The organism is Arthrobacter sp. Ha26 (genome assembly GCF_059091705.1).
This window is the reverse complement of sequence record NZ_JBNHGX010000008.1, coordinates 201,357-224,604: the sequence shown is the minus strand read 5'-3', so window position 1 is coordinate 224,604 and position 23,248 is coordinate 201,357. Positions and strand designations below refer to the sequence as shown.

Sequence of the window (23,248 nt, the reverse complement as noted above, 5' to 3'; positions counted from 1 at the left end):
AATCGGTATGGGCGAGGCTCACCAGGTTTGCTCCTGTGCAAGGGGGTCGCCCAAGGGAAGGCGGCGCGGACGGGGAACTACGCACAAGGCGGGCCGGGGGCGGGGGGGGGGGCCCCCCCCCCCCCACGTCCGGGGATCAGGCCTGGGCGTCCCGGATGGCGCGGTTCACGGCGGAAATGACGGCCTTCAGGGAAGACATGCTGGTGTTGGCGTCGATGCCGACGCCCCACAGCACGCGCTCCCCCACCGCGCATTCCACGTACGCGGCAGCCATCGCGTTACCGCCTTCGGAGAGGGCGTGCTCGCTGTAGTCCAGGACGCGGACGTCCACGCCATCCTCGCGGAGAATGCTAAGCAGGGCTGCGATAGGGCCGTTGCCGGTGCCGGTGCGCTGGACCTGCACGCCGTCCACGGTGAGTGAGGCGTGAAGTGTCATGCCGCCGTCGGCATCTGTTGCCGTCTTGACCCCGCCCAGGGAGTAACGCCCCCACTGCCCGTCAGCCTTGCCGGAGGGCAGGTATTCGTCCTGGAAGATCTGCCAGAGCTGGGCGCCGCTGACTTCGCCGCCCACGGTGTCCGTACGGCGCTGGATAACCCCGGAGAATTCGATCTGCGCACGGCGCGGCAGGTCCAGGCTGTGCTCGTTCTTGAGCAGGTAGGCCACGCCGCCCTTGCCGGACTGGGAGTTGACCCTGATGACCGCTTCATAACTGCGGCCCAGGTCCTTGGGGTCGACCGGCAGGTACGGTACCTGCCAGGTGAAGTCGGAAACGTCCTTGCCGGCAGCGGCGGCGTCCCGCTCCAAGGCCTCGAAACCCTTCTTGATGGCGTCCTGGTGGGATCCGGAGAACGCCGTGAAGACGAGGTCGCCGCCGTAGGGGGAACGCTCCGGGACGGGCAGCTGGTTGCAGTACTCCACCGTCCGGCGGACGTCGTCAATGTTGGAGAAGTCGATCATGGGATCGATGCCTTGGACGAAAAGGTTCAGGCCCAGGGTGACCAGGTCCACGTTGCCGGTCCGCTCGCCGTTGCCGAACAGGCAGCCTTCGATACGGTCTGCTCCCGCCATGTAACCCAGCTCGGCAGCGGCAACGCCCGTGCCGCGGTCGTTGTGCGGGTGCAGGGAGAGGATGATGCCCTCCCGCGGGTGCAGGTGGCGGCTCATCCACTCGATGGAATCCGCGTACACGTTGGGAGTGGCCATTTCCACGGTGGCGGGCAGGTTGATGATCACCTGGCGGTCAGCGGAGGCTTCAAAAACGTCCGCGACGGCGTTGCAGACGCGCGCGGCGTACTCCAGCTCGGTGCCGGTGAAGGATTCCGGGGAGTATTCGTAGGTCACATGTGTGTCCGCGAGGGTCTCTTCGTACTTCTTGCACAAGCGGGCACCCTGGAGGGCAATATCCAGGATTCCGTCCTCATCCTGGTTGAACACCACCCGGCGCTGGAGGACTGAGGTGGAGTTGTAGAGGTGCACGATGGCCTGCTTGGCGCCCACCAGCGACTCGTAGGTCCGTTCGATCAGGTGCTCACGGGCCTGGGTGAGGACCTGGATGGTGACGTCGTCCGGGATGTGGTTGCCCTCGATCAGCTGGCGGACAAAGTCGAAGTCCGTCTGGGAAGCGGAAGGGAAGCCAACTTCGATCTCCTTGTAGCCCATACGGACCAGCAGGTCGAACATCTTCATCTTGCGCGCCGGGCTCATGGGATCGATCAGGGCCTGGTTGCCGTCACGCAGGTCCACTGCGCACCAGCGCGGCGCCTTGGTGATGATCTTGTCCGGCCAGGTGCGGTCCGCCAGCTCAACCTTGATCAGGTCCTGGAACGGCGTGTAGCGGTGGGCGGGCATTCCGGAGGGCTTCTGTGCGTTTCGCATTACTATCGGGGCCTTTTCTATGGTTCTTCTTTGAAAGGGTGGCCGGGCAACACAAACTCCGCAGCGAGGATGGGCCTTGCGCTAGATCGCGTCTGAGGCCTCGCCGCGGCAGCTAAGAAGAAGAAGCTCTGCACGCACCTTTTGAGGGTAGCACGGGTGCGTAAGATGAAAGGGCACTACCGTCCGCTACGTCCACCATGCAGACGCCGCCCGGTATTCCGCCGCCGCGGCTCTCCATCAAAAGGAGCTTCCGTGCCCATTTCGGGGATCGACCTGTCCACCTTTGATAACGCCGTCCGGCCGCAGGATGACCTCTACCAGCACGTGAACGGGGCGTGGCTGAAGGCCACCGAGATTCCCGACGACCGGCCCCTTGAAGGCACCTTCACGGCGCTGCGCGACGGGTCCGAAATCGCCGTCCGCGACATCATCGAGGAAGCCGCAGCCAAGGGCCCGGAAGCCAGCGGCATTGAACGGAAGGTGGGCGGGCTGTACACCAGCTTCATGGACGAAGCAACGGTCGAAGCCAAGGGCATGGAACCGATCCGCCAGCGCCTCGCTGACGTTTTTGCCACCACGTCTGTGGCCGGCCTCGTCTCCCTGGCAGGCCGGCTGTTCCGGGCCGATGTCGGCGGGCTTTTCTACATCTACCCCGCACCGGATGCAGGGAATCCGGACCGGGTCCTCCTGTACACAGGACAAGGCGGCCTCGGTCTGCCTGACGAGTCTTACTACCGGGAAGAAAAGTTCGCGCCGATGGTCGCCGCGTACGAAGCCCATGTCCAGACCCTGCTCGAACTGGCCGGCGTTGCGGACGCCGGTGCCGCCGCCGGGCGCGTAGTGGCGCTGGAAACCAAACTGGCGGCCAACCACTGGGACAACGTCACACTGCGGGATCCGCAAAAGACCTACAACCTTAAGACCGCTGAAGAGGCATCGGCCATGTTCCCGCTGCTCTCCACATGGTTCGAAGCCGCCGGTATCGACGAGGCAAAACGGCAGGAGATCGTGGTGAGCACCCCGCCGTTCTTCGACGGCGCCGCGGCGCTCCTGGATTCCGAGCCCTTGGCCCACTGGCAGGAATGGCTCGCCATGCGGGTGATCAGCGCCGCCGCCCCGTACCTGTCCTCGGCTTTTGTCGATGCCAATTTCGCGTTTTACGGCACCACCATCAGCGGCACGCCTCGGAACAAGGACCGCTGGAAACGCGGCGTGGGCGTGGTGGAGGGAGCCCTCGGGGAAGCCGTGGGCCAGATCTATGTGGCCCGGCATTTCCCCGAAACCCATAAAGCCCGTATGCAGACGCTGGTCGCCAACCTGATCGAGGCATACCGGCAGAGCATTACCGCCGTCGGCTGGATGGGAGAGGCCACCAAGGCGGAGGCGCTGCGGAAACTGGAGGGGTTCCGGGCGAAGATTGGCTACCCGGAGCAGTGGATTGACTACTCCGCGGTGGAGATCGACCCGGCTGACCTCCTGGGCAACGTGGAACGGGCCCACAATGCCGACGTCGACCGGCACCTTGACGAGGTGGGCAAACCGGTGGACCGCAACAAGTGGCTGATGACGCCGCAGACGGTCAATGCCTACTACCACCCCATGATGAACGAGATCGTGTTTCCTGCCGCTATCCTCCAGCCGCCCTTTTTCACGGCTGACGCTGACGATGCCGTGAACTATGGCGGAATCGGGGCAGTGATCGGTCACGAGATCGGCCACGGCTTTGATGACCAGGGGTCGCAGTTCAACGGCGGCGGGGCCTTGCGGAACTGGTGGACGGAGGAGGACCGACAGGCCTTCGAGCAGCTTACGGCCAAACTGGTGGCCCAGTATGATGCGCTTTCCCCCTACGCGGCACCGGGGCACACCGTCAACGGGCGGCTGACTCTAGGTGAAAACATCGGTGACCTTGCGGGACTGGCCATTGCCTACAAGGCCTACCTGATCAGCCTCGACGGGAAGGAACCCGAGGTCCTGGACGGCCTCACAGGGCAGCAGCGCTTTTTTGCCTCCTGGGCTGCGGGTTGGCGGCAGGTAATCCGGAGCGAGGAAGCGATCCGCCGGCTGGCAACCGACCCGCACTCCCCCAATGAGTTCCGGACCAATGCCATCGCTAAGAACCTCGACGCCTTCCATGAGGCATTCGACGTCACTGAGCAGGACGGTATGTGGATGGCTCCCGGAGAGCGCGTCAGTATCTGGTAAGAGTCAAAAATCGGGGCCCCGCTGCGGGGCCCCGATTTTTTTGTAATGTTATTTTCAGGCTTTCACCTGCGCGGTCAGTTGTCCACGATCAGCAGCGGGTTGGCCTGCTGGCAGAGCGTATCCCCGGCTGTTTGGTTGACGATGTCATCCGGCAGCGCAACGTTCGCGCCGTAGGTTGTGCCGGATACGAAATCGGTGCCGAGGTAAACCTGGACGCCCGATACGGCAGGAGCCGGAAGGATCTGGGCGGCGGGGATCCCCAGTCGGGCAGCAACGTCGGCAGCTACGTCCGCAAAACCTGTCCCGTAGTAGACCACGGACTGGGCCACGGGGGTGGCCTCGAACAGCCCCGTCTGGGTGAACCCGCCGGAGATGAGGGCCTGGACGATCTCCTGGGAGCGGCCGGGAACGCCCGTCCCGTTGGCTACGGTGACAGGCTGGACCGCCTTGTCATACGGCGGCAGCGGGGTGGCCGTCTCGCTCGGAGCTGCCGTGGGCGTCTCCGTGGGAGCGGGGGTGGTAGGGGCGGTCGGGTCCGTCAGGTCAATGTCCTGCTGCAGGGCGGAGAACAGCTGGGAACCGGCGGGTTCGGCGATCTGCAGCCTGTTCGGGTCCATCAGCGCCGGCGTGGTGGGAACCGCCACGAACGCAACCTTGCTGATATCGATGTTCTTGAGCCTGTTACCGATGGTCAGCAGCGTGGGCACCGAAGCCAGGCCCTCGTCCACGGTGAGGTTCTGGGTGACGACATCGGCGATCTTCAGCATCTTGCCGGGGTCGGACAAGGTCCCTTCATCTTTGATTTTCCGGGTGAGTGACGAAAGGAATCCCTGCTGGGCCTTGATGCGGCCGAGGTCGCCGCCGTCGGCAAATGCGTGCCGGGTGCGCAGGAAGGCCAGCGCCATCTCGCCCTGCACGGCGGACGTTCCCTTGGGCAGCCGCAGCCGCGAATCGGGGTCGTAGACGGCGTCGCTGATGCAGACGTCCACGCCTCCGACGGCGTTGGACAGTTCCTTCACCGCGTTGAAGTCCGCCATCATGAAGTGGTCGATTTTCAGGCCGGTCAGCTTGTTGACCGTGTCCACGGCGCAGCCGATGCCTGCCTCGCCCATGGCCTCATTGATCATTACACCGCTGCGGGCCGGGAACGTCTGCTTGGTCTTTTCGTCCTTGCACTCCGGGATATCAACCAGCAGGTCGCGCGGAAAGCTGATGACGCTGACCCGCTTGTTGTCCTCGGAAATGTCCATCAGCATCATGACGTCGGACTTGCCGTAGCCCTTCGAATCGTCCGTCGTGCCGTACTCGCCGTTCAATCCATCGCGGGTGTCCGAGCCCAGGATCAGGATCTGCATCCGCCCGGTCGCATCACTCACCGGGGCCTCTGTACCTCCGCCGCCCGCATTCAGCGGGGCCTTGGAGATGTTGCTCTGCAGCTTGATAAACCAAAACCCCGCGAAGGCAAGGGCTCCGATGATCACCAGGGACACGATGCCGGTGACAATCTTCAGTCCCAGCGGCATCCCCCGTTCGGGGCCAAGGTGGCGGGCGGCTCCTACGGTGCCATCTGCCGAGTGCCGGGACCTCGGTCCCCCGGCTGACGCGTCAGCTCCGTTTTCGCGCATGTCGCGGCCTCGCCCCACGTAATGAACCTTCCTCTAGATTCTGAATCCGGTCCATTTTAGTGGCCGAGTCTGGGAAATTGCCGGGCCGGCGCAGGCCGGAACCGGTTCAAGGGCTCAGAAGCCCAGCTTGACCAGCTGTTTCGGGTCCCGCTGCCAGTCCTTGGCGACCTTGACGTGCAGGTCGAGGTAGATGCGCGTCCCCAGGAGCGCCTCGATTCCCTTGCGTGCGTTGGTGCCCACTTCGCGCAGCCGGCTGCCGCCCTTGCCGATGATGATGGCCTTCTGCGATGGACGCTCCACGTAGAGGTTTACCCGGACGTCCAGGAGCGGGTTGTCGTCCGGCCGGTCCTCCCGGGGGACGATCTCTTCCACCACTACGGCCAGGGAGTGCGGCAATTCGTCCCGGACGCCTTCCAGCGCCGCTTCGCGGATGAGCTCAGCCACCATCACGGCTTCCGGTTCGTCGGTGAGTTCCCCGTCCGGGTACAGCGGGGGCGACGGCGGCATGTGGCTGATCAGTACGTCGGCGACGGTTTCCACCTGGAAGCCGTCGGTGGCGGACACCGGGACAATATCCTTCCAGCCTTCCTCCCCGAGCACTTCACGTCCGAGCGCGGCGACGGCCAGGAGCTGTTCGGTCAGGGCCTGCCGGTCCACCAGATCCGCCTTGGTGACAATGGCGATCACGGGCTTGCGGCCGACGGCGGCAAGCTGGGCCGCGATGTATTTGTCGCCCGGACCGATCTTTTCGTTGGCCGGCAGGCAGAAGCCGATCGCGTCCACCTCGGCCAGGGTGTCCGCCACGAGGTCGTTCAGGCGCTTGCCAAGCAGGGTACGGGGGCGGTGCAGGCCGGGGGTGTCCACGAGGATCAGCTGTGCGTCCTCGCGGTGGACGATGCCACGGATGGTGTGGCGTGTTGTTTGCGGCTTCGCGGAGGTTATGGCCACTTTCCTGCCCACCAACGCGTTGGTCAGTGTGGACTTGCCGGCGTTGGGACGGCCCACCAACACCGAAAACCCTGCGTGGAAGCCGCCGAAGTCCTCTTCGCCGGCGGCCTTATTTTTCTTGCTCACGTGGAACTCCCTGCTGGGTTGCGTCCGCCTCTTGGAAGAGGTCTTCAAGGTCAGTGTCTACTTTTGGAACCGGCGCCGCAATGATGTGGCTGACGCGGTTCCGGCGTCCTTCGAGCCTGTCGGCCCGCAGGGACACCCCGTCCACGTCCACGTGGCTGCCCACAATGGGTACGCGGCCCAGCGCTTTGGCGAGCAGCCCGCCCACGGTGTCCACCTCGTCGTCGTCGAGCTCGATGTCGAAAAGCTCGCCGAGGTCATCGATACTCATCCGGGCGCTGACGCGGTATGAGCCGTCCCCAAGCTCCACGGCCTCGGCACTTTCAGTGTCGTATTCGTCCACGATCTCGCCCACGATTTCCTCGATCAGGTCTTCGAGCGTGACCAGTCCCGCGGTGCCGCCGTATTCATCGATCACGATGGCCACGTGGGTGGATTCCTTTTGCAGCTCCCGCAACAGGTCGCTGACCGGCTTCGATTCGGGGACGTACCGGACTTCGCGGACCAGGGAGTCCACCAGCGGCGGTTCCTCACCGGGTCCCAGTTCGTGGAGGACTGCGGCAACGTCCTTGAGGTACACAATGCCCAGGATGTGGTCCGTATCGTCGCCGATGACGGGGATCCTGGAGTACCCGGACCGGAGGAAAAGCGACATGGCCCGGCGGAGGCTGGATCCGGCTTCGATGCTGAGGATGTCCGTGCGGGGCACCATCACGGCCCGGACCAGGGTGTCGCCGAAGTCGAAGACGGACTGGATCATCTCAGCCTCGGTGTCCTCGATCATGTCTGATTCACTGGCCCGGTCCACCAGTTCGCGGAATTCCTGCTCACTGAAGAATGCTTCGTCGCCGATGGGTGCGCCGGGAGCCGCTGCGCTGCCCACTGCCACCAGCCAGCCCGGGATAGGGCCCAGGACCCAGGTGAGGAAACGGATCATGGGAGCGGTGAAGCGCACCACAGCGCCTGAATGGAGCCGGCCGAGCTGCCGCGGCGAGACTCCGACAATCACGAATCCCAGCAGGGCCATGATCCCGGTGGCAGCAAGGCCGGCAAGCCAAATGTTGTCCAGCAGGCTGTAGAGCAGTACGGCCACGGCAACCGCCGAGGCCATTTCGAACCAGATGCGCCAGAACCGCAGTGCCCGGATATGGGCAACGGGCTGGGCCAGGATCCGCCGCATGGCGGTGCCGCGGCTCTTCAGGAGTGCTTCTTCAGCGTCGTGGCGCGGGAGGAAGTTGAAGGCGGCTTCGGCCGCGGTCAATACCGCCGCAATGCCGAGGAAAGCCAGGGCCATCGCGACGAGGAGCAAAGGCGTCACTGGGTGGTCTCGGCGGGCGCTTCTTTGCCGGTGAAGCCTGACAGGAGCTCGCGCTGGAGCCCAAACATCTCGGCCTTCTCCTCAGGCTCGGCATGGTCGTAGCCCAGCAGGTGCAGGATGCCGTGCGTGGTGAGGAGCAGCATCTCGTCCTGCAGCGAGTGGCCCGCGTTTTTGGCCTGTTCCTTGGCCACCTGCGGGCAGACGGCGATATCGCCGAGCATGCCCTGGGGTGTGGGCCGGTCAGGAGTTCCGGGGGTCAGTTCGTCCATCGGTACGGACAGGACGTCCGTGGCACCCGGCTCATCCATCAGCTCAATATGGAGCTTTTCCATGGCAGGCTCATCCACCAGGAGGATGGACAGTTCTGCCTGCGGATGGATGTACAGCTGCTCAAAGATGTACCTGGACAAGGCAACGAGCTCGGATTCGTCCACCTGGACGCCGGACTCGTTGTTCACCTCGATACTCAAGCGTGTTCCCCCCGTTTTTCCCGGCCCGCCGAATGCTTGACCCTGTTCCGCTGGGCGTCGTCCCAGATGCTGTACGCGTTAACGATGTCGCCGACCAGCCGGTGGCGCACAACGTCTGCTGCATCCAGGACGGAGAAGTTCACGCCCTCTATGCCTTGCAGGATTTCCTCGACGATCCTCAATCCGGAGCGCGTGCCGAAAGGCAGGTCCACCTGGGTGACGTCGCCGGTAACCACCATTTTGGACCCGAATCCGAGCCTGGTGAGGAACATTTTCATCTGCTCGGGCGTAGTGTTCTGCGCTTCGTCGAGGATGATGAACGCGTCGTTGAGGGTGCGGCCGCGCATGTAGGCCAACGGCGCCACTTCGATGGTTCCGGCTGCCATCAGCCGGGGAATGGACTCCGGGTCCATCATGTCGTGCAGGGCGTCGTAGAGCGGACGCAGGTACGGATCGATTTTGTCGCTCAGGGTACCGGGCAGGAAGCCCAGCCGCTCACCCGCTTCCACCGCCGGGCGGGTCAGGATGATGCGGCTGACCTCTTTTTGCTGCAGGGCCTGGACGGCCTTGGCCATGGCGAGGTAGGTCTTGCCCGTACCGGCTGGGCCGATGCCGAAGATCACGGTGTTGGCATCGATGGCGTCAACATAGTTCTTCTGGTTCAGCGTCTTGGGGCGGATTGTTTTACCGCGGCTGGACAGGATGTCGTGGGTCAGCACGTCCACCGGGTTCTGCAGGGACTGGGTGCGCAGCAGTGCCACCAGCTGTTGCAGCACTGCCGGGCTGATGACCGTGCCGCGGGCCACCAGGCCGCGGACCTCATGGAGGAGACGCATGATCCGGGGTACGTCCGTTGCCGGCCCGCTGATGGAAAGCTCGTTTCCGCGGACGTGGAAGTTCACGTCGGGGAACTGTTCTTCAATGAACCGCAGCGCTTCATCATGGCTGCCGAGGGATTGAACCATCTGGTCGGAGTTGTCAAAGAGGACTACTTCGGTGCGGACGCCAGGAAGAGTATGGGGAAATTCGCCCGCCGCGCCCTCGCCGGTGACGAGCCTGCGCTTTCCGTTAGCTGATTCAGTCATGGTGGTGGCCCGCGGGCCCGTGATCCCCTCGATCTCGAAAGAGTAGCTTCTGGCTGATGTGCCCCGGCGGTCCCGTTGCGTCTCAGCGGTACTTTCCATCTTACGCCAGCGGGCAGCACCAAGCCGGTACCCAAAGCTGACAGCGAACGCCCGATCCGGCGGTCAACCCCCGAACACCGTCATTAGGTATCAACTTCATATCGGCCTCATATCGTTCCCGTTGCAGTTGCGGCCCTCGGGAGCTTCCTGGGCTTGTGCTCAAGGAGGCTATGCCATGCTGGAAATCCGGAGTGCCGATGAGGGCACCAAAGGCTGACGGGGGATCGGCCAATCCAACCATGAAAGGACAGGCAACCACCTTGCCGGAAACCGCAGGGCCCCGCCGGGGCGGACGAGCCTTGAACGGCGCCCGTTCAATGGTTCTTGCCGGGCTGCTCGCAGCGGTTCCTGTCCTTGCCGGCTGCATTGCCGAACCTGACGCCGTTCCCACGGGCGCCCTCGCCTCGAGTCCCGCTGCCACAGGCAGTGTGACGGGCGCACCGTCCACCAGCGCACCCCTGGAGACCACCCAGTCGTCCAACAAGGCACCGGTTTACTGGATCGGCCGCAGCAACAGCAACGTCTTCCTCTACCGGGAGTTCCGGGATGTTCCGGAGCAGGAAAATCCTGTGACGCGGGCCCTGCGGGCCATGATGTCCGAAAAGCCCCTGGACCCGGACTTCTTCACCCCGTGGCAAAACCCGAAGCAGCTCGCAACATCCATCTCCGGCAAGGACGTTATTACCGTTGACGTGTCGGAGGACGCCTTCAACAGCAACCTTGACGCCGATATGGCGGCCCGGGCCGTCCAGCAGCTGGTGTACACGGCCACCGCGGCTGCCGCCAGCTCCGGGCTGATCGATTCCGGGCAGCAGATCCGCGTGCGCATCCTGGTGGACGGGCACACCGATTATGTTGCTTTCGATCACGTGCAGCTGGGCTCCCTGATGGCGCGCACGGCAGGCCTCGTGGCCCCGGTGTGGATCATCGATCCGCAGGAAAACGTTGAGGTGGCCGACGGCAGCGTCAAGATCACCGGCCGCAGCACATCCCCGGGCAGCAAGCTTCGCTGGCAGATCCTGAGGTCCGGCGAGAACGGAAGCAAAACGCCGTTCCTGACGGGCGAAACCACCGCCGCGGCCGACCCCGCCCAGGCAGGAGTCTTCACGCTTGCCCTGAACCTGCCCAGCGGCGACTACGAGCTCCGGGTGGCACAAACCTCCGGCCCGGACGGCCAGCAGGGCGGCACGGAAGACACCCGGGGATTCAAAGTCCGCTAGCCCTGCGGCCTCAGGCTGCCGGACCTGCCCAGCGGCCCAGGATGTCGCTGGCAAGGACGACTGCGGCCGGACCGGCGGTGGAAGACCGCAGCACGTGATGTCCCAGCAGAGCGGTCACGGCTCCCTGGCCGCAGAGCTTCGTCACTTCGCGCTGGCTGATGCCTCCTTCGGGACCGACGATCAGCAGTACTTCCCGTGGCCCCTCTAAGGCCTCGTCAGCGAGCCAGGATTCCAGGACCAGCCGCAGCGGACGCACGGCGTCCTCGTGCAGGATGACGGCAAGATCAGCGGCCTCCACGGCGGAAGTGAGGCCGGCGGTGTCGACGGCGGCACGCACCTCCGGGATCCAGGCGCGGCGGGCCTGTTTGGCGGCCGCAGTGACAACTGACTGCCACTTTGCGTGGGCCTTGGCCGCACGGTCCCCCTTCCAACGCACGATGGACCGTTCGGACTGCCACGGAATCACGGCATCGATCCCGAGCTCAGTGGCGGTTTCGATGGCCAGCTCATCCCGGTCGCCCTTGGCCAGGGCCTGGACCAGCACCAACCTGACCTCGGGCCGCTCCTCAACGGAGATGGAGGTGCATTCGACGTCGAGCCCGGCGGCGGAGGCAGCACGTACTGTGCCGCTCATCCGTGTGCCGGCGCCGTCCACGATGTCCACTGGTTCGCCTAGGGCCAGCCGCTTGACGGCCACCGCGTGCCGGGCCTCGGGTCCTTCGAGGACAAAGCGCCCTTCCGGCGCCATCCGGTCCAGGGAGCCGGAGGCGGTAAAAAAGACGGGGTTGCTCACCGCTACAGGTTACCGAGCCGGTCCCGAAGCTTGGCGAACATTCCACCACTGGCGGCAAGCTTGCCCTCGGTGATCTGCTCGCCCCGGAGCTTGGCGAGCTGGCGGAGGAGGTCCTCCTGCGCCGGGTCCAGCCTGGCAGGCGTCTCCACCTGCAGGTGGACCTTCAGGTCGCCACGCCCATAACCGCGCAAGTGGGTTACGCCCAGCCCGCGCAGGGTGATGATTTCCCCCGACTGTGTTCCTGCCTTCACATCGATGTCCTGCGGGCCATCGAAAGTTTCCAGCGTTACGTCGGTTCCCAGCGCCGCCGCCGTCATGGGAATGTTCAACGTAGCGTGAAGGTCGTCGCCTTCGCGGACGTAGGTGGCGTCATTGTTGACACGGATTTCGACGTACAGGTCTCCGGCTGGGCCGCCGGCAGGACCGGCTTCGCCCTGGCCGGAGAGCTGGATCCGGGTGCCTGTGGCGACGCCGGCAGGTACCTTGATGGTCAGCGAACGCCGGCTGCGGATGCGGCCCTGCCCGTTGCACTCATTGCAGGGGTCCTTGATAACAGTTCCGAACCCTTCGCAGGTGCCGCACGGGGCTGCCGTCATCACCTGGCCCAGGATGGACCGGACCGCCCGCTGGACCTGGCCGCTGCCGCCGCAGATATCGCAACGTTCCGGGTGGGTACCGGGCCGGCAGCACGAGCCATCGCAGGTGGGGCAGATGACTGCAGTATCGACTTCAAGCTTCTTGTTGACGCCGAACACGGCGTCGCGCAGTTCGATCCTGACACTGATGAGCGCATCCTGACCGCGCCGGACGCGCGATGCGGGACCCGAGGAACCGCCAGCGCCGAAGAATGTATCGAAGATGTCCTGGAACGCAAAGCCCTGGCCGGCGTACGCGCCGCCGCCAAAGCCGTTGTCCGTGCCGTTCTCGTTGCCCGTGGTGTCATACACCCGGCGCTTCTGCGGATCAGAGAGAACCTCGTAGGCGTGGGTCACGGCCTTGAAGCGGTCTGCAACGTCCTCGCCGGGATTGACGTCCGGGTGAAGGGTGCGGGCCAGCTTGCGGTAGGCCTTCTTGATCTCTTCCCCGGTAGCATCCGGTGAGACTCCAAGGACTTCGTAGTGGCTGCTCAAAGTTCGTATCTCTTCCTTGTTGTTTTGCCTGCAGGTGTGCTGCGGGCACTACTGTTCATGCCTGGACGCCGGACCTCGCCGGTCAGGGTCCCAAAATGCGAGACAGGTACCGGGCCACAGCCCGGACCGCGGCCATCGTGGTGGGATAGTCCATCCTGGTGGGGCCCAGCACGCCGATCTTCGCGACACTGTCAGGCCCGTAACCTGTGGCAACCACCGACGCCTCGGCAAGTCCGTCGTAAGGGTTCTCACGGCCGATGCTGACGGCCACGCCGCGGTGGTCCTGCGCCATCTCACTCAGGAGCCGGAGCATCACCACCTGTTCCTCCAGCGCTTCCAGTACGGGGCCGATGCTGAGCGGAAAGTCCACATTGGAGCGGGCCAGGTTGGCTGTCCCGGCCATCACCATGCGGTCCTCCCGGCTGCTGTGTGCGAGCCCCTCCAGCCCGTGCGCCAGCGCCTGCGCCGCCTGGCGCTGTGCGGGGGCGACGCCGGACACCACCGCGGGCAATGACTGCGCCAGCTGGCTCAAGGGACTCCCGCCGAGGGATCCCAGGAAATGGGCACGCAGCGCGCCTAGGACGTCGTCGCCAAGGTCCTGCCCGACGTCGATGACCCGTTGCTCGACTTTGCCGCTGTTGGCGATCAGCACCACGAGCACCTTGCGTGGTGCAAGGAGGACAAATTCGATGTGGCGCACCAAAGCCCGGTTGAGGTGCGGATACTGGACGACGGCAACCTGGTTGGTCAGCTGGGACAGCAGCCGGACCGTGCGCTCCAGCACGTCGTCGAGGTCGTCGGCGCCTTCCAGCAGGGACTGTATGGCCCGCCGCTCCGCCTGGGACAGCGGCTTGACCGCAGAGATCTGGTCCACGAAGAGCCGGTAGCCCTTGTCCGTGGGAATGCGGCCTGCACTGGTGTGCGGGGCGGTGATCAAGCCTTCATCCTCAAGGGCCGCCATGTCGTTGCGGATGGTGGCGCTGGAGACACCAAGATGGTGACGTTCCACCAGGGCCTTGGAGCCGACCGGCTCGCGGGAGTGGACGTAGTCCTCCACGATGGCCCGGAGAACTTCCAGCTTGCGCGGTTCGCTCACGCTCCACCTCCATCCAGGGATCAGGGCAGCCGTTCAGCCTGCACCGTACCTCACAGGCTTTAGCACTCGACATGCCTAAGTGCTAACAGTCTATTATGACTCGGCCCGTTGTTAGCATTGGTACCGCTCCGGGCGAAATTCCGGGCCAGGACCAGCAGGAAGCGGAGTAATTCCATGCAATACCAGAACTGGGGAGCCCAGGACCTGACCGCCCCCGCCCGGACGCAGCTGCCCGAAGTGCCCGTGGAGCGTGGAATGGTACTGGAGGAGGTCCAGTCCGGCTGGGTGGGCGCTGTGACGCGGGTGGAAAAATCCGGCGGCATGCACGTGGTGGCACTGGAGGACCGCCGGGGCAAGTCCCGGTCCTTCCGGCTCGGGTTCGGTTTCCTTCTCGAAGGCCAGGCGATCCGGCTGATGCCGCCTGCTCCCAAGCAGGCCCAGGGCAACGGCGCGGCAGCCTCGAGGACTGCCTCAGGTTCGGTCCGGGTGGCGGGGCAACGGGCACAGGTGGCCAAGGCGAGCCGCATTTGGGTGGAAGGAAAGCACGACGCCGAACTGGTGGAGAAGGTCTGGGGCGACGACCTCCGGGTGGAGGGCATCGTCGTCGAACCCCTGCACGGCATTGATGACCTCGCCGCCGCCGTCACCAATTTCAGGCCCGGCCCCGGACGGCGCCTGGGCGTTCTCGTTGACCACCTGGTGCCCAACTCCAAGGAGTCGCGCATCGCCGACGCCGTGATGGCCTCCCCCGGCGCTGCGGGAAACGTCCTGATTGTTGGCCACCCCTATGTAGACGTGTGGCAGGCGATCCGGCCCGCAGTTCTGGGCATTGAGAAGTGGCCGGAAGTGCCGCGCGGGCAGGACTGGAAAACGGGCATCCTGGCTGCTTTCGGCTGGCCGCACGCCACCAAGGAGGACATTGGCCTGGGCTGGCAGAAACTGCTGGGCGCCGTCCGGACCTACGCGGACCTGGAAGCGTCGCTGCTGGGCAGGGTGGAGGAAGTCATCGACTTCCTGACCGTTCCCTGAGCTGAAGGAATACGCACGGGTTCGCCGGGCGGAGGTTCACCGGGCTTCCGGCGGGGTACGCCGACCGAAGGCAGGCACGGAGGCCTGCACCAAGTATCCTTGGTACTGCGGTAGCTGCGGTGGCAGCGCCGCAGCAGATTTTGGCATTCTTAGTCGGCACCATTGCACTTTCGAAGGAACAGACCGTGGCAGAAAACGCACGTGATCACAGGGACAGCCAGGGCCGTTCGGAGTACCACGGCGTCCCGGCGAATGCGCTGCCCCTGACGGCCAGCGAAGACAGGCAGTGGGCCACGCTCTCACACTTCGGTGGAATCCTGGGCTGCGTTCCCGCACTCCTGATCTACCTGATCTTCCGCGACCGTGGACCGTTCACCGCACAGGAGTCAAAAGAGGCGCTGAACTTCAGCCTTCCGCCCACCATCGCCGCCGTCGTTGCCAATATCCTGGTTTTCGTGCCCGTGGTGGGCAACATCTTCGCCGTGATCGCCACGCTGATCTGGATCGCCCTGACCTGCTTCTCCGTGGCGGCAGGCATCCACGTGAACCGCGGCCAGCCGCACCGGTACCAGTACAACCTCCGCTGGATCAAGTAATCCCCACCGGCCCCCTCGCCTCGCAAGCTCGGCAGGGAACCCTGCCGGCGTGGGCCCACCCACCAGCCGGCCGGCCGATGACGCGGGCCGGGAACGTCAGTCCGGAAGGACGCGTCGCACCACAGCATCGGCCAGCAGCCGGCCTTTGAGGGTGAGGACGAGCCGGCCCCGGAAGGCGGCGGCCGGTTCCACCAGGCCGTCGGCGATCAGGCCGGCCACCTCGTGCCTGCCGTCCGCACCGAGCGTGGACACTGCCAGCCCGGACTGCAGCCGGGCCTCCAGCATCACCCGCTCCACATCCCGGGTTTCCGGGTCCAGCGTTTCACGGCCGGCAGCAGGCGAGAGCCCCTGGGCCAGGCGGCCCGCATAGGCCGTGGGGTGCTTGACGTTCCACCAGCGCACGCCGCCCACGTGGGAGTGTGCACCGGGCCCAATCCCCCACCAGTCATCGCCCCGCCAGTACGCGAGGTTATGCCGGCATGCCTGCTCCGGAGTGCGGGCCCAGTTGCTGACCTCGTACCAGTCCAAGCCTGCTTCGCTGATCAGCTGGTCGGCCAGTTCATACTTGTCGGCGTGGTCATCGTCGTCGATACCGGGAACCTCGCCACGGCGGATCTGGGCGGCCAGCTTGGTGCCGTCCTCAACAATCAGCGCATAAGCACTGATATGGTCCGGCTCGTAGGACAGGGCGGTCTCCAGGGAATGGCGCCAGTCCGCGAGGGACTCCCCCGGCGTCCCGTAAATCAGGTCCAGGCTCACCGCAAGTCCCGCCTCCCGCGCCCAACGGACCACCTGCGGCACCCGGCTCGGCGTGTGGGTGCGGTCCAGCACCTTGAGGACGTGCGGAACTGCGGACTGCATGCCGAACGAGACCCTGGTGAATCCCGCCTCCTTCAGGACCGCGAGGGACTCCGGGGTGACGGAGTCCGGGTTCGCTTCCGTGGTGACCTCGGCGTCGTCGTCAATACCCCACTGATCGATGGCGCGGCGGAGGATCAGGGCAAGGTCTTCGGCGGGCAGCAGCGTTGGGGTGCCCCCACCGAAGAAGACGGTGCTGAGCTTCCGGGAAGGAAGGCCCGACGCCGACAGGACCTTGGCTGCCATTGAAACTTCAGCCGCGGCGGTGCCGGCGTAGGCATCCTGGGATGCCCCGCCGCCCAGTTCAGTGGCCGTATAGGTATTGAAGTCGCAGTAGCCGCAGCGCACTGCGCAGAACGGAATGTGGACATACAGGCCGAAGGCGCGGTCGGCAGCACGGTCTGCCGCCTGTGCAGGCAGCAGACCGTCCGACGGCGCCGGGTCGCCGAGGGGAAGAGTGCTAGGCATTGCAGGGGCCTCCGGTGTTGCCGGACGCGGTGTTCACTACTTCTTGGCCTTGTCCTTGGACTCGTCGGTGGTCAGCGCGGCAATGAAGGCTTCCTGGGGGACCTCTACGCGGCCCACCATCTTCATGCGCTTCTTGCCTTCCTTCTGCTTCTCGAGCAGTTTCCGCTTACGGGAAATGTCACCGCCGTAGCATTTGGCGAGGACGTCCTTGCGGATGGCGCGAATACTTTCGCGGGCGATGATCCTGGAGCCGATGGCCGCCTGGATGGGCACCTCAAACTGCTGGCGCGGGATGAGCTCGCGCAGCTTGGTGGTCATCATGACCCCGTAGGAGTACGCCTTGTCGCGGTGGGTGATGGCCGAGAAGGCATCCACCTGCTCGCCCTGGAGCATGATGTCCACCTTCACGAGGTCGGCCACCTGGTCGCCGTCGGCCTTCCAGTCCAGCGAGCCATAGCCGCGGGTCTTGGACTTCAGGATGTCGAAGAAGTCGAAGACGATTTCGGCCAGCGGAAGGCGGTACCGGATTTCCACCCGGTCCTCGGACAGGTAGTCCATGCCGCCCATAACACCGCGGCGGCTCTGGCACAGCTCCATGATGGCGCCGACGAATTCGTTCGGAGCCAGGATGGTGGCCGCTACCATCGGTTCGCGGACCTCAGAGATTTTGCCGGAGGGGTATTCGCTGGGGTTGGTCACGTGGACCACCTTTTTGTCTTCCAGCGTTACCTCGTATTCCACGTTGGGTGCGGTGGAAATGAGGTCCAGGTTGTACTCGCGCTCGAGCCGCTCACGGGTGATCTCGAGGTGGAGCAGTCCGAGGAAGCCCACGCGGAAGCCGAAGCCCAGTGCAGCGGACGTCTCGGGCTCATATACCAGCGCGGCATCGTTGAGCATCAGTTTTTCCAGTGCATCGCGAAGCACCGGGTAGTCGGTGCCGTCCAACGGGTACAGGCCGGAAAAGACCATTGGCTTGGCATCGGCGTAACCCGGAAGCGAATCAGCGGCCGGCTTGGCAAGGTTGGTGACGGTATCGCCCACCTTGGACAGCCGGACATCCTTAACGCCGGTGATCAGGTAGCCCACTTCACCGACACCCAGGCCCTTGGAAGGGGTGGGCTCCGGGGAGCTGACGCCGATCTCAAGGAGCTCGTGGGTGGCACGCGTGGACATCATCTGGATGCGCTCCCGGGGGTGCAGCATTCCGTCAACAACGCGGACGTAGGTGACCACACCGCGATAGGTGTCGTAGACCGAGTCGAAAATCATGGCGCGGGCGGGAGCATTTGCATCACCCTCCGGCGCGGGCAGGTCCCGGACAATCTTGTCCAGCAGCGCTTCCACGCCCATGCCGGTCTTTCCCGAAACGCGGAGTACGTCCTCGGGGTCCCCGCCGATCAGGTTCGCCAGTTCCGCAGCGTACTTCTCAGGCTGGGCCGCCGGCAGGTCAATCTTGTTCAGGACCGGGATGATCGTGAGGTTGTTTTCCATCGCCAGGTAAAGGTTCGCGAGGGTTTGGGCCTCAATGCCCTGTGCTGCGTCGACCAGCAGGATTGCACCTTCACACGCTGCGAGCGAGCGGGACACCTCGTAGGTAAAGTCCACGTGGCCGGGGGTGTCAATCATGTTCAGCGCGTAGCTGGCGCCGTCCAGTTCCCACGGCATGCGGACGGCCTGGGACTTAATGGTGATGCCGCGCTCGCGTTCGATGTCCATGCGGTCCAGGTACTGGGCCTTCATGTCGCGGGGCTGCACGACGCCGGTCAACTGCAGCATCCGGTCCGCCAGTGTGGACTTACCGTGGTCAATGTGCGCGATGATGCAGAAGTTCCGAATAATGGCCGGATCTGTCGCGGCGGGCACCGGGGCGGTGCGGGCCATGGGAGACACGCAGGGTCCTTACTGTTGGCATTCACGCGGTTCCGCGGGGCACTGCGAAGGCCCCTGCGGTCAGCCGCACATCTTGGAACATCCAGTGTCCCACGTCCGGGCCCCTGTCACCGCATTTCCCGGCCCATTGACGTTCCGCCGGGGAGGACGCCGCGGATAGGGTTGCGGAATGGCAATCACCCTTCGTTCCCTGGCAGACGCAGTCAAGGCGGGCCTGCGGGTACTTCGGAAGGCGGGCAGCGACCCGGCGCGGGGTGGCCGCCCTCCCCAGGGCCGCTTCATCCCGGCCAAAGTCCAGGGCGGGCAGCGCGCGACTGACCACTCGGCGACCGAGCCGTACCCGGGCGATTACCGCGGCCGCTTTACTCCCGGGTACGCGCCGCGCCCGGATGGAGAGCCGGATCCGGGTGAGGTGGTGTGGGCCTGGGTCCCCTACGAAGAGGACTTCACCCGCGGGAAGGACCGGCCGGTGCTCGTGGTGGGCAAAAGCGGCGGCTATCTTTTGGGGCTGATGCTGACCAGCAAGGACCGCGTACCGGCGGCGGCAGTTTCCAAGGACTACGTGGACCTGGGTGCAGGGCAATGGGACCGGCAAGGCCGGTCCAGCGAAGTCCGGCTGGACCGCGTCCCGCAGCTGCGGCCGGACAGCATCCGCCGGGAAGGTGCTGTGCTGGACCGGGAACTGTTTGAAAAGGTGGCAACCGGACTTCGCAGGCGAAACGGCTGGACCTAGGTTCCGCAAATGGCCAGCCCCGCACCTGACCTGCTATTCTTTATAGCTGTGTGTCCGTGCAGGTCGACGGCCACTGATGGTTGGCCGCCATAGGTATCCCCACGCCGCTCAGTCAATGGCCAATCTGAAAGCCCTCTAGACCATTTCCGCATTAAAAAGAGAGTTCACACGTGGCGAATATCAAGTCCCAGAAGAAGCGCATCCTCACCAACGAGAAGGCACGCCTGCGCAACAACGCAGTCAAGTCCGAGCTGAAGACGGCCATCCGCGCCGTCAACACCGCCGTTGATTCCTCAGACAAGGATGCAGCTGCTACTGCCCTGGTTGCTGCCAGCCGCAAGCTGGACAAGGCCGTTAGCAAGGGTGTTCTGCACAAGAACAACGCAGCGAACCGCAAGTCGGCGATCTCCAAGAAGGTCAACGCACTGTAAGGTTTCCAGTTCGCTTGAACTGATGGCTGTGGCCGGTACCGTTGGGTACCGGCCACACCTCTTTGACCCGCGCCTCCCGCAACAAACAGCCAAACGCTCCACCACCTTCCGCCAATTACTGGCGAAGGTGCTCCAGAGCTACCTGCCCTGGACGGACATGGCGATCACCCTCACCGCATGTTCCACCGCGTAGACAGGGTCCCGGGCCAGTCCTTTGACCTGGGCGTCAGCCTCGGCGGTGGCCTGGATGGAACGCACCAGGCCTTCCGGCGTCCATCGCCGGACATCCCGCTGGGCCTGTTCCACCAGCCAGGGCTGCATCCCGAGTTCTGCCGCGATTTGGGCTGAGGAGCCGGAAGCGCCGGCCACCCGCGCCACCGTCCGGAGCTTGGCCGCCAGCGCTGCGACCAGCGGAACGGGATCTGCTCCCGTTGCCAGCGCATGCCGGAGGGTGGACAGCGCCAGCGGGCCGTTTCCTGCCATCGCGGCATCGGCCACCTTGAAGGCCGTGGCCTCGATCCGGCCGCCGTAGTAGCGGTCGACGATGTCGGTGGTGACCGTGGTGCTGGCGTCGGCGATGAGTTGGCTGCAGGCTGCGGCCAGCTCGGAAAGATTTGCCCCGACGGCATTGACCAGGGACTGCACCGCCTCCGGCTCGATCCGGCGGCCGCCGGCCTTGAACTCGGCCGCCACGAAAGCCACCTTGTCCGCGTCTTTTTTCAGCGGCTGGCAGTCCACTACCGGCCAGCCTCCCTTTTTGATTGCATCGAGCAGTTTCTTGCCCCGGGCTCCCCCGCCGTGGCGCAGCACAAGGACGGCGTCCGGCTCCGGGTGGCCAAGGTAGGCCAGCGCGTCTGCCAGGAATGCGTCGTTCATCGCTTCAACGGCCTCGACTTCGATCAGCTTGCTTTCGCCAAACAGCGATGGGCTAACCTGCATCAGCAAGGTTCCGGCCTCGTAGGACGAGGCATTGATCCGGCTCACTTCCACATCAGGGGAACCTGCCCGCACTTGGGAGCGGACACGGTCCATGGCCCTAATTCCCAGGTACTCTTCCGGCCCGCTGACCAGGACCACTCCGGCGGGGGTTACATCCCGCCAGGTGGGGCCATTCGGCGCCGGCGAACGGGGTGCACGCTTCTGCGCAGCGGCCATCGGGGCTTCCTTCCGGAAATTTTTGTGGAGTATCCCAGCCTGCCATGTCCCGCCGTCCGGTCCAAGCCGGTCTTGCCCACGCTGGAACCTCGCCCCTGTTGCAATCCCCGTGGGAGCGCAGGCACTTGCGGCAGGTGAACGCGCCAAGGTGCCCAACCCGCGTGTCTTTCCAGCAACTCGAGCAGCGCTACCGTGTGCCCATGCGCCGCCATGACCGTGCGGAGGAGCCGGTATGGGCGGGCCGCGGCCCAGACAAACCCGAGTGTCAGCACGGACAGGAACAGCATGGTGAGCAGCCCCGGCACGCCGTCCGGCCAGGGCAGGGCTGCACCGGGAAGCTGCGCCGTAAATCGTGCCGTCGCGGCAACTCCTCCGCTGAAGGTGCCTGCAACCGCGATCAGCAGGGTTCCTGCCCACGGGACCAATACCACCAGGGGAACAGCAGCTGTTCCCAGCAGTGTGACTGGTGCCACGAGGGGCGAGGCCATGACGTTGGCCAGAAGGGAATACGTTGAAAACTGGGGTTGGAGCACCACCGTCACCGGACCGCAGAGCAGTTGGGCGGATAAGGGAACAGCAACGGCCGCCGCGGTCCACCGCGGTATCGCTGCCGGAATCCAGTCGATGATCCGCCGGCCCAGGACAATGATCCCCAGTGTCGCCAGAACGGACAGCAGGAAACCGAAACTCGATCCCAGCCCGGGGTCCAGCAGCAGCAGGCCGATCACGGCAAGGCACAGAAAGCTCAGCCCTCGTCCGGTCCGGCCGCCCGCGAGGGACGCCACGGCCACCGATCCCATCAGGGCTGCACGCAGGACGCTGGCGTCCGGACCCACGAGCAGGACGAACAGCCCAAGTCCAGCCAGGGCGAGTGCTGCCGCAGGAACCCGTGGCAGGCGGAACCGCCTGCAGGCCAGCAGCAGTGCTCCGAGCACGAGGCTGCAATTAGCACCGCTGACAGCCGTCAAATGCGTCATGCCCACGTTTTTCATGGCAGTCTCCAGTCCCTCGTCCAAGGCGCTGGTGTCCCCCGTGACCATTCCGGGAAGCAGTCCCTTCGGATCGGGGGCGAGGAATGAAGCGGCAGCAACAAAACGCTCCCGCAGTTCCTTTGCTGACTCCTGGACGACAGGAGAATCGGTGGGTTTGCCCGGTTCCGAAGAAGCTGTCAGGATGCCGGCTTCCACCCGCCCGGGATCAGTGGGACGCAGCTTCCCGGTGGCACGGACCAACTGGCCCGGGACCAGCGTCCCCCATACGCCGCCGCCCGTCACCAGGAGTTGGGCCCGGGTGCGAACCAGGACACCTCCCGTGCTCACCTCCCGGGTCCATACAGGAACCGACCAGCGCGCAGGGGTGCCCGCCTGGTTCGGCGGATTCAAAGCACGCGGCGGCCCAGCCACTTCCACGACGGCCACCACTGATTTGCCTGCCGAGACCGCAGCGGCCAGGGGGCCTTCGTGGCGCTGGATGGACGCGACCGCCGAATGGGCAGGCGCAGTGGACGCCAGCAGCAGCGCAATCCCGATGGTGGCCAGGAAGCTCCGCCGTGCAGGCCTGCTCTGGCTGCCCGGTACTGTTCTCTTCCTGCGGGCCAGCCACGATCTGCGGAGCAGCACGGCCGCAAGAGCCAGCAGTACACCGCAGAGGACCGCCAGTCCCAGGGGATCCAGCCAGAGCCCGGCAAGTGAAGCAGCCCAGACGAGGGCCGCGGGAAGCGCCAGCCGAACGTCCGTGCGCCGGCGGGGTGCTTGGTCTCCGTCGGGGTCTGCGTCTTCCGCCGACTTCTTGTGGTGCGCGGCCAACCTTGCAGTTTGCTCCGCCCAGTGTTTCCGCAGAACTCCCCTGAACTCCAGGCCGCGGGGAGGCACCCGCAGCCGTGATCCCGCCGCAGTACGGTACTGTGTCCGGGCTTCACCGGCAGCCCCCGGCTCCTCCCCGGCTCCCGAGCGGCCCGTTTCCTCCCGAGGAGCCGAATGCCCCCGGACGGCTGACTCCACATAGCGGCTCCACGGACTGCGCCTTGTCCCCGCACCCTGGTTACCCATCACTGGACCTGCCCGCGGCAGTCCTCATCGCACAGAGCCTTCTGCCGGGTCG

General features: G+C 65.1%; 19 protein-coding genes. 6 read left to right on the top strand and 13 right to left on the bottom strand.

From position 1 onward, the window contains the following. Positions 1-136 precede the first annotated feature (136 nt). Positions 137-1,876: a 2-isopropylmalate synthase gene (leuA, locus tag AC5RVY_RS17875; protein ID WP_493956033.1), complete on the bottom strand. Its 1,740-nt coding sequence runs from the start codon at positions 1,874-1,876 to the stop codon at positions 137-139. A 252-nt stretch (positions 1,877-2,128) separates the two neighbouring features. Here leuA and AC5RVY_RS17870 point away from each other — a divergent pair, with 252 nt between their 5' ends. Then, the gene (locus AC5RVY_RS17870) at positions 2,129-4,081 is read left to right on the top strand and encodes a M13 family metallopeptidase (protein ID WP_493956032.1); all 1,953 of its coding nucleotides are present in this window, start codon (positions 2,129-2,131) and stop codon (positions 4,079-4,081) included. Positions 4,082-4,155: 74 nt separating this feature from the next. Here AC5RVY_RS17870 and AC5RVY_RS17865 read toward each other — a convergent pair whose 3' ends face one another. From AC5RVY_RS17865 to AC5RVY_RS17845, 5 genes are all read right to left on the bottom strand, one after another. After that, positions 4,156-5,706 carry an LCP family protein gene (locus AC5RVY_RS17865; protein ID WP_493956031.1) on the bottom strand — a complete coding sequence of 517 codons (1,551 nt, stop codon included), beginning with the start codon at positions 5,704-5,706 and terminating at the stop codon, positions 4,156-4,158. A gap of 114 nt (positions 5,707-5,820) precedes the next feature. Next, on the bottom strand, positions 5,821-6,780 hold the full coding sequence (gene era / locus AC5RVY_RS17860; RefSeq protein ID WP_493956030.1) for a GTPase Era: 960 nt from the start codon (positions 6,778-6,780) through the stop codon (positions 5,821-5,823). Then, positions 6,764-8,095 carry a hemolysin family protein gene (locus AC5RVY_RS17855; protein WP_493956029.1) on the bottom strand — a complete coding sequence of 444 codons (1,332 nt, stop codon included), beginning with the start codon at positions 8,093-8,095 and terminating at the stop codon, positions 6,764-6,766. The genes era and AC5RVY_RS17855 overlap by 17 nt, the downstream gene beginning before the upstream one ends. Beyond that, positions 8,092-8,565, bottom strand: coding sequence for an rRNA maturation RNase YbeY (gene ybeY / locus AC5RVY_RS17850; RefSeq protein ID WP_493956028.1), 474 nt, complete (start codon positions 8,563-8,565; stop codon positions 8,092-8,094). Before ybeY ends, AC5RVY_RS17855 begins: the two co-directional genes overlap by 4 nt. Further along, the gene (locus AC5RVY_RS17845; protein WP_493956027.1) at positions 8,562-9,650 is read right to left on the bottom strand and encodes a PhoH family protein; all 1,089 of its coding nucleotides are present in this window, start codon (positions 9,648-9,650) and stop codon (positions 8,562-8,564) included. The genes ybeY and AC5RVY_RS17845 overlap by 4 nt, the downstream gene beginning before the upstream one ends. Positions 9,651-10,066: 416 nt before the next feature. Between AC5RVY_RS17845 and AC5RVY_RS17840 the strand changes: the two genes are divergently transcribed. After that, positions 10,067-10,969: a GerMN domain-containing protein gene (locus AC5RVY_RS17840; protein WP_493956040.1), complete on the top strand. Its 903-nt coding sequence runs from the start codon at positions 10,067-10,069 to the stop codon at positions 10,967-10,969. Positions 10,970-10,979: 10 nt separating this feature from the next. Here AC5RVY_RS17840 and AC5RVY_RS17835 read toward each other — a convergent pair whose 3' ends face one another. The 3 genes from AC5RVY_RS17835 to hrcA form a co-directional block, all read right to left on the bottom strand. Next, positions 10,980-11,762: a 16S rRNA (uracil(1498)-N(3))-methyltransferase gene (locus AC5RVY_RS17835; RefSeq protein WP_493956026.1), complete on the bottom strand. Its 783-nt coding sequence runs from the start codon at positions 11,760-11,762 to the stop codon at positions 10,980-10,982. A gap of 2 nt (positions 11,763-11,764) precedes the next feature. Continuing rightward, positions 11,765-12,892: a molecular chaperone DnaJ gene (dnaJ, locus tag AC5RVY_RS17830; RefSeq protein WP_493956025.1), complete on the bottom strand. Its 1,128-nt coding sequence runs from the start codon at positions 12,890-12,892 to the stop codon at positions 11,765-11,767. 82 nt (positions 12,893-12,974) lie between these two features. Further along, entirely contained in the window at positions 12,975-13,988 is a 1,014-nt protein-coding gene (hrcA, locus tag AC5RVY_RS17825; protein WP_493956024.1) for a heat-inducible transcriptional repressor HrcA, read from the bottom strand. A 174-nt stretch (positions 13,989-14,162) separates the two neighbouring features. On the opposite strand from hrcA, the gene AC5RVY_RS17820 reads away from it, so the two are divergent. Beyond that, positions 14,163-15,017, top strand: coding sequence for a DUF3097 domain-containing protein (locus AC5RVY_RS17820; protein ID WP_493956023.1), 855 nt, complete (start codon positions 14,163-14,165; stop codon positions 15,015-15,017). Between the two features lie 185 nt (positions 15,018-15,202). Then, the gene (locus AC5RVY_RS17815; RefSeq protein ID WP_493956022.1) at positions 15,203-15,613 is read left to right on the top strand and encodes a DUF4870 domain-containing protein; all 411 of its coding nucleotides are present in this window, start codon (positions 15,203-15,205) and stop codon (positions 15,611-15,613) included. A 96-nt stretch (positions 15,614-15,709) separates the two neighbouring features. Here AC5RVY_RS17815 and hemW read toward each other — a convergent pair whose 3' ends face one another. Together hemW and lepA are read right to left on the bottom strand one after the other, a co-directional pair. Further along, a complete protein-coding gene (gene hemW, locus AC5RVY_RS17810; protein WP_493956021.1) occupies positions 15,710-16,939 on the bottom strand; it encodes a radical SAM family heme chaperone HemW in 1,230 nt (409 codons plus the stop codon). Between the two features lie 36 nt (positions 16,940-16,975). Continuing rightward, on the bottom strand, positions 16,976-18,829 hold the full coding sequence (gene lepA, locus AC5RVY_RS17805; RefSeq protein WP_493956020.1) for a translation elongation factor 4: 1,854 nt from the start codon (positions 18,827-18,829) through the stop codon (positions 16,976-16,978). A 169-nt stretch (positions 18,830-18,998) separates the two neighbouring features. On the opposite strand from lepA, the gene AC5RVY_RS17800 reads away from it, so the two are divergent. Continuing rightward, the gene (locus tag AC5RVY_RS17800; protein WP_493956019.1) at positions 18,999-19,562 is read left to right on the top strand and encodes a type II toxin-antitoxin system PemK/MazF family toxin; all 564 of its coding nucleotides are present in this window, start codon (positions 18,999-19,001) and stop codon (positions 19,560-19,562) included. Between the two features lie 170 nt (positions 19,563-19,732). Then, a complete protein-coding gene (gene rpsT, locus AC5RVY_RS17795) occupies positions 19,733-19,993 on the top strand; it encodes a 30S ribosomal protein S20 (RefSeq protein WP_493956018.1) in 261 nt (86 codons plus the stop codon). 138 nt (positions 19,994-20,131) lie between these two features. Here the strand turns inward: rpsT and holA are convergent, their stop codons facing one another. Together holA and AC5RVY_RS17785 are read right to left on the bottom strand one after the other, a co-directional pair. Next, a complete protein-coding gene (gene holA, locus AC5RVY_RS17790; protein ID WP_493956017.1) occupies positions 20,132-21,148 on the bottom strand; it encodes a DNA polymerase III subunit delta in 1,017 nt (338 codons plus the stop codon). After that, the gene (locus tag AC5RVY_RS17785; protein ID WP_493956016.1) at positions 21,082-22,953 is read right to left on the bottom strand and encodes a ComEC/Rec2 family competence protein; all 1,872 of its coding nucleotides are present in this window, start codon (positions 22,951-22,953) and stop codon (positions 21,082-21,084) included. Before AC5RVY_RS17785 ends, holA begins: the two co-directional genes overlap by 67 nt. Between the last annotated feature and the right edge of the window lie 295 nt (positions 22,954-23,248).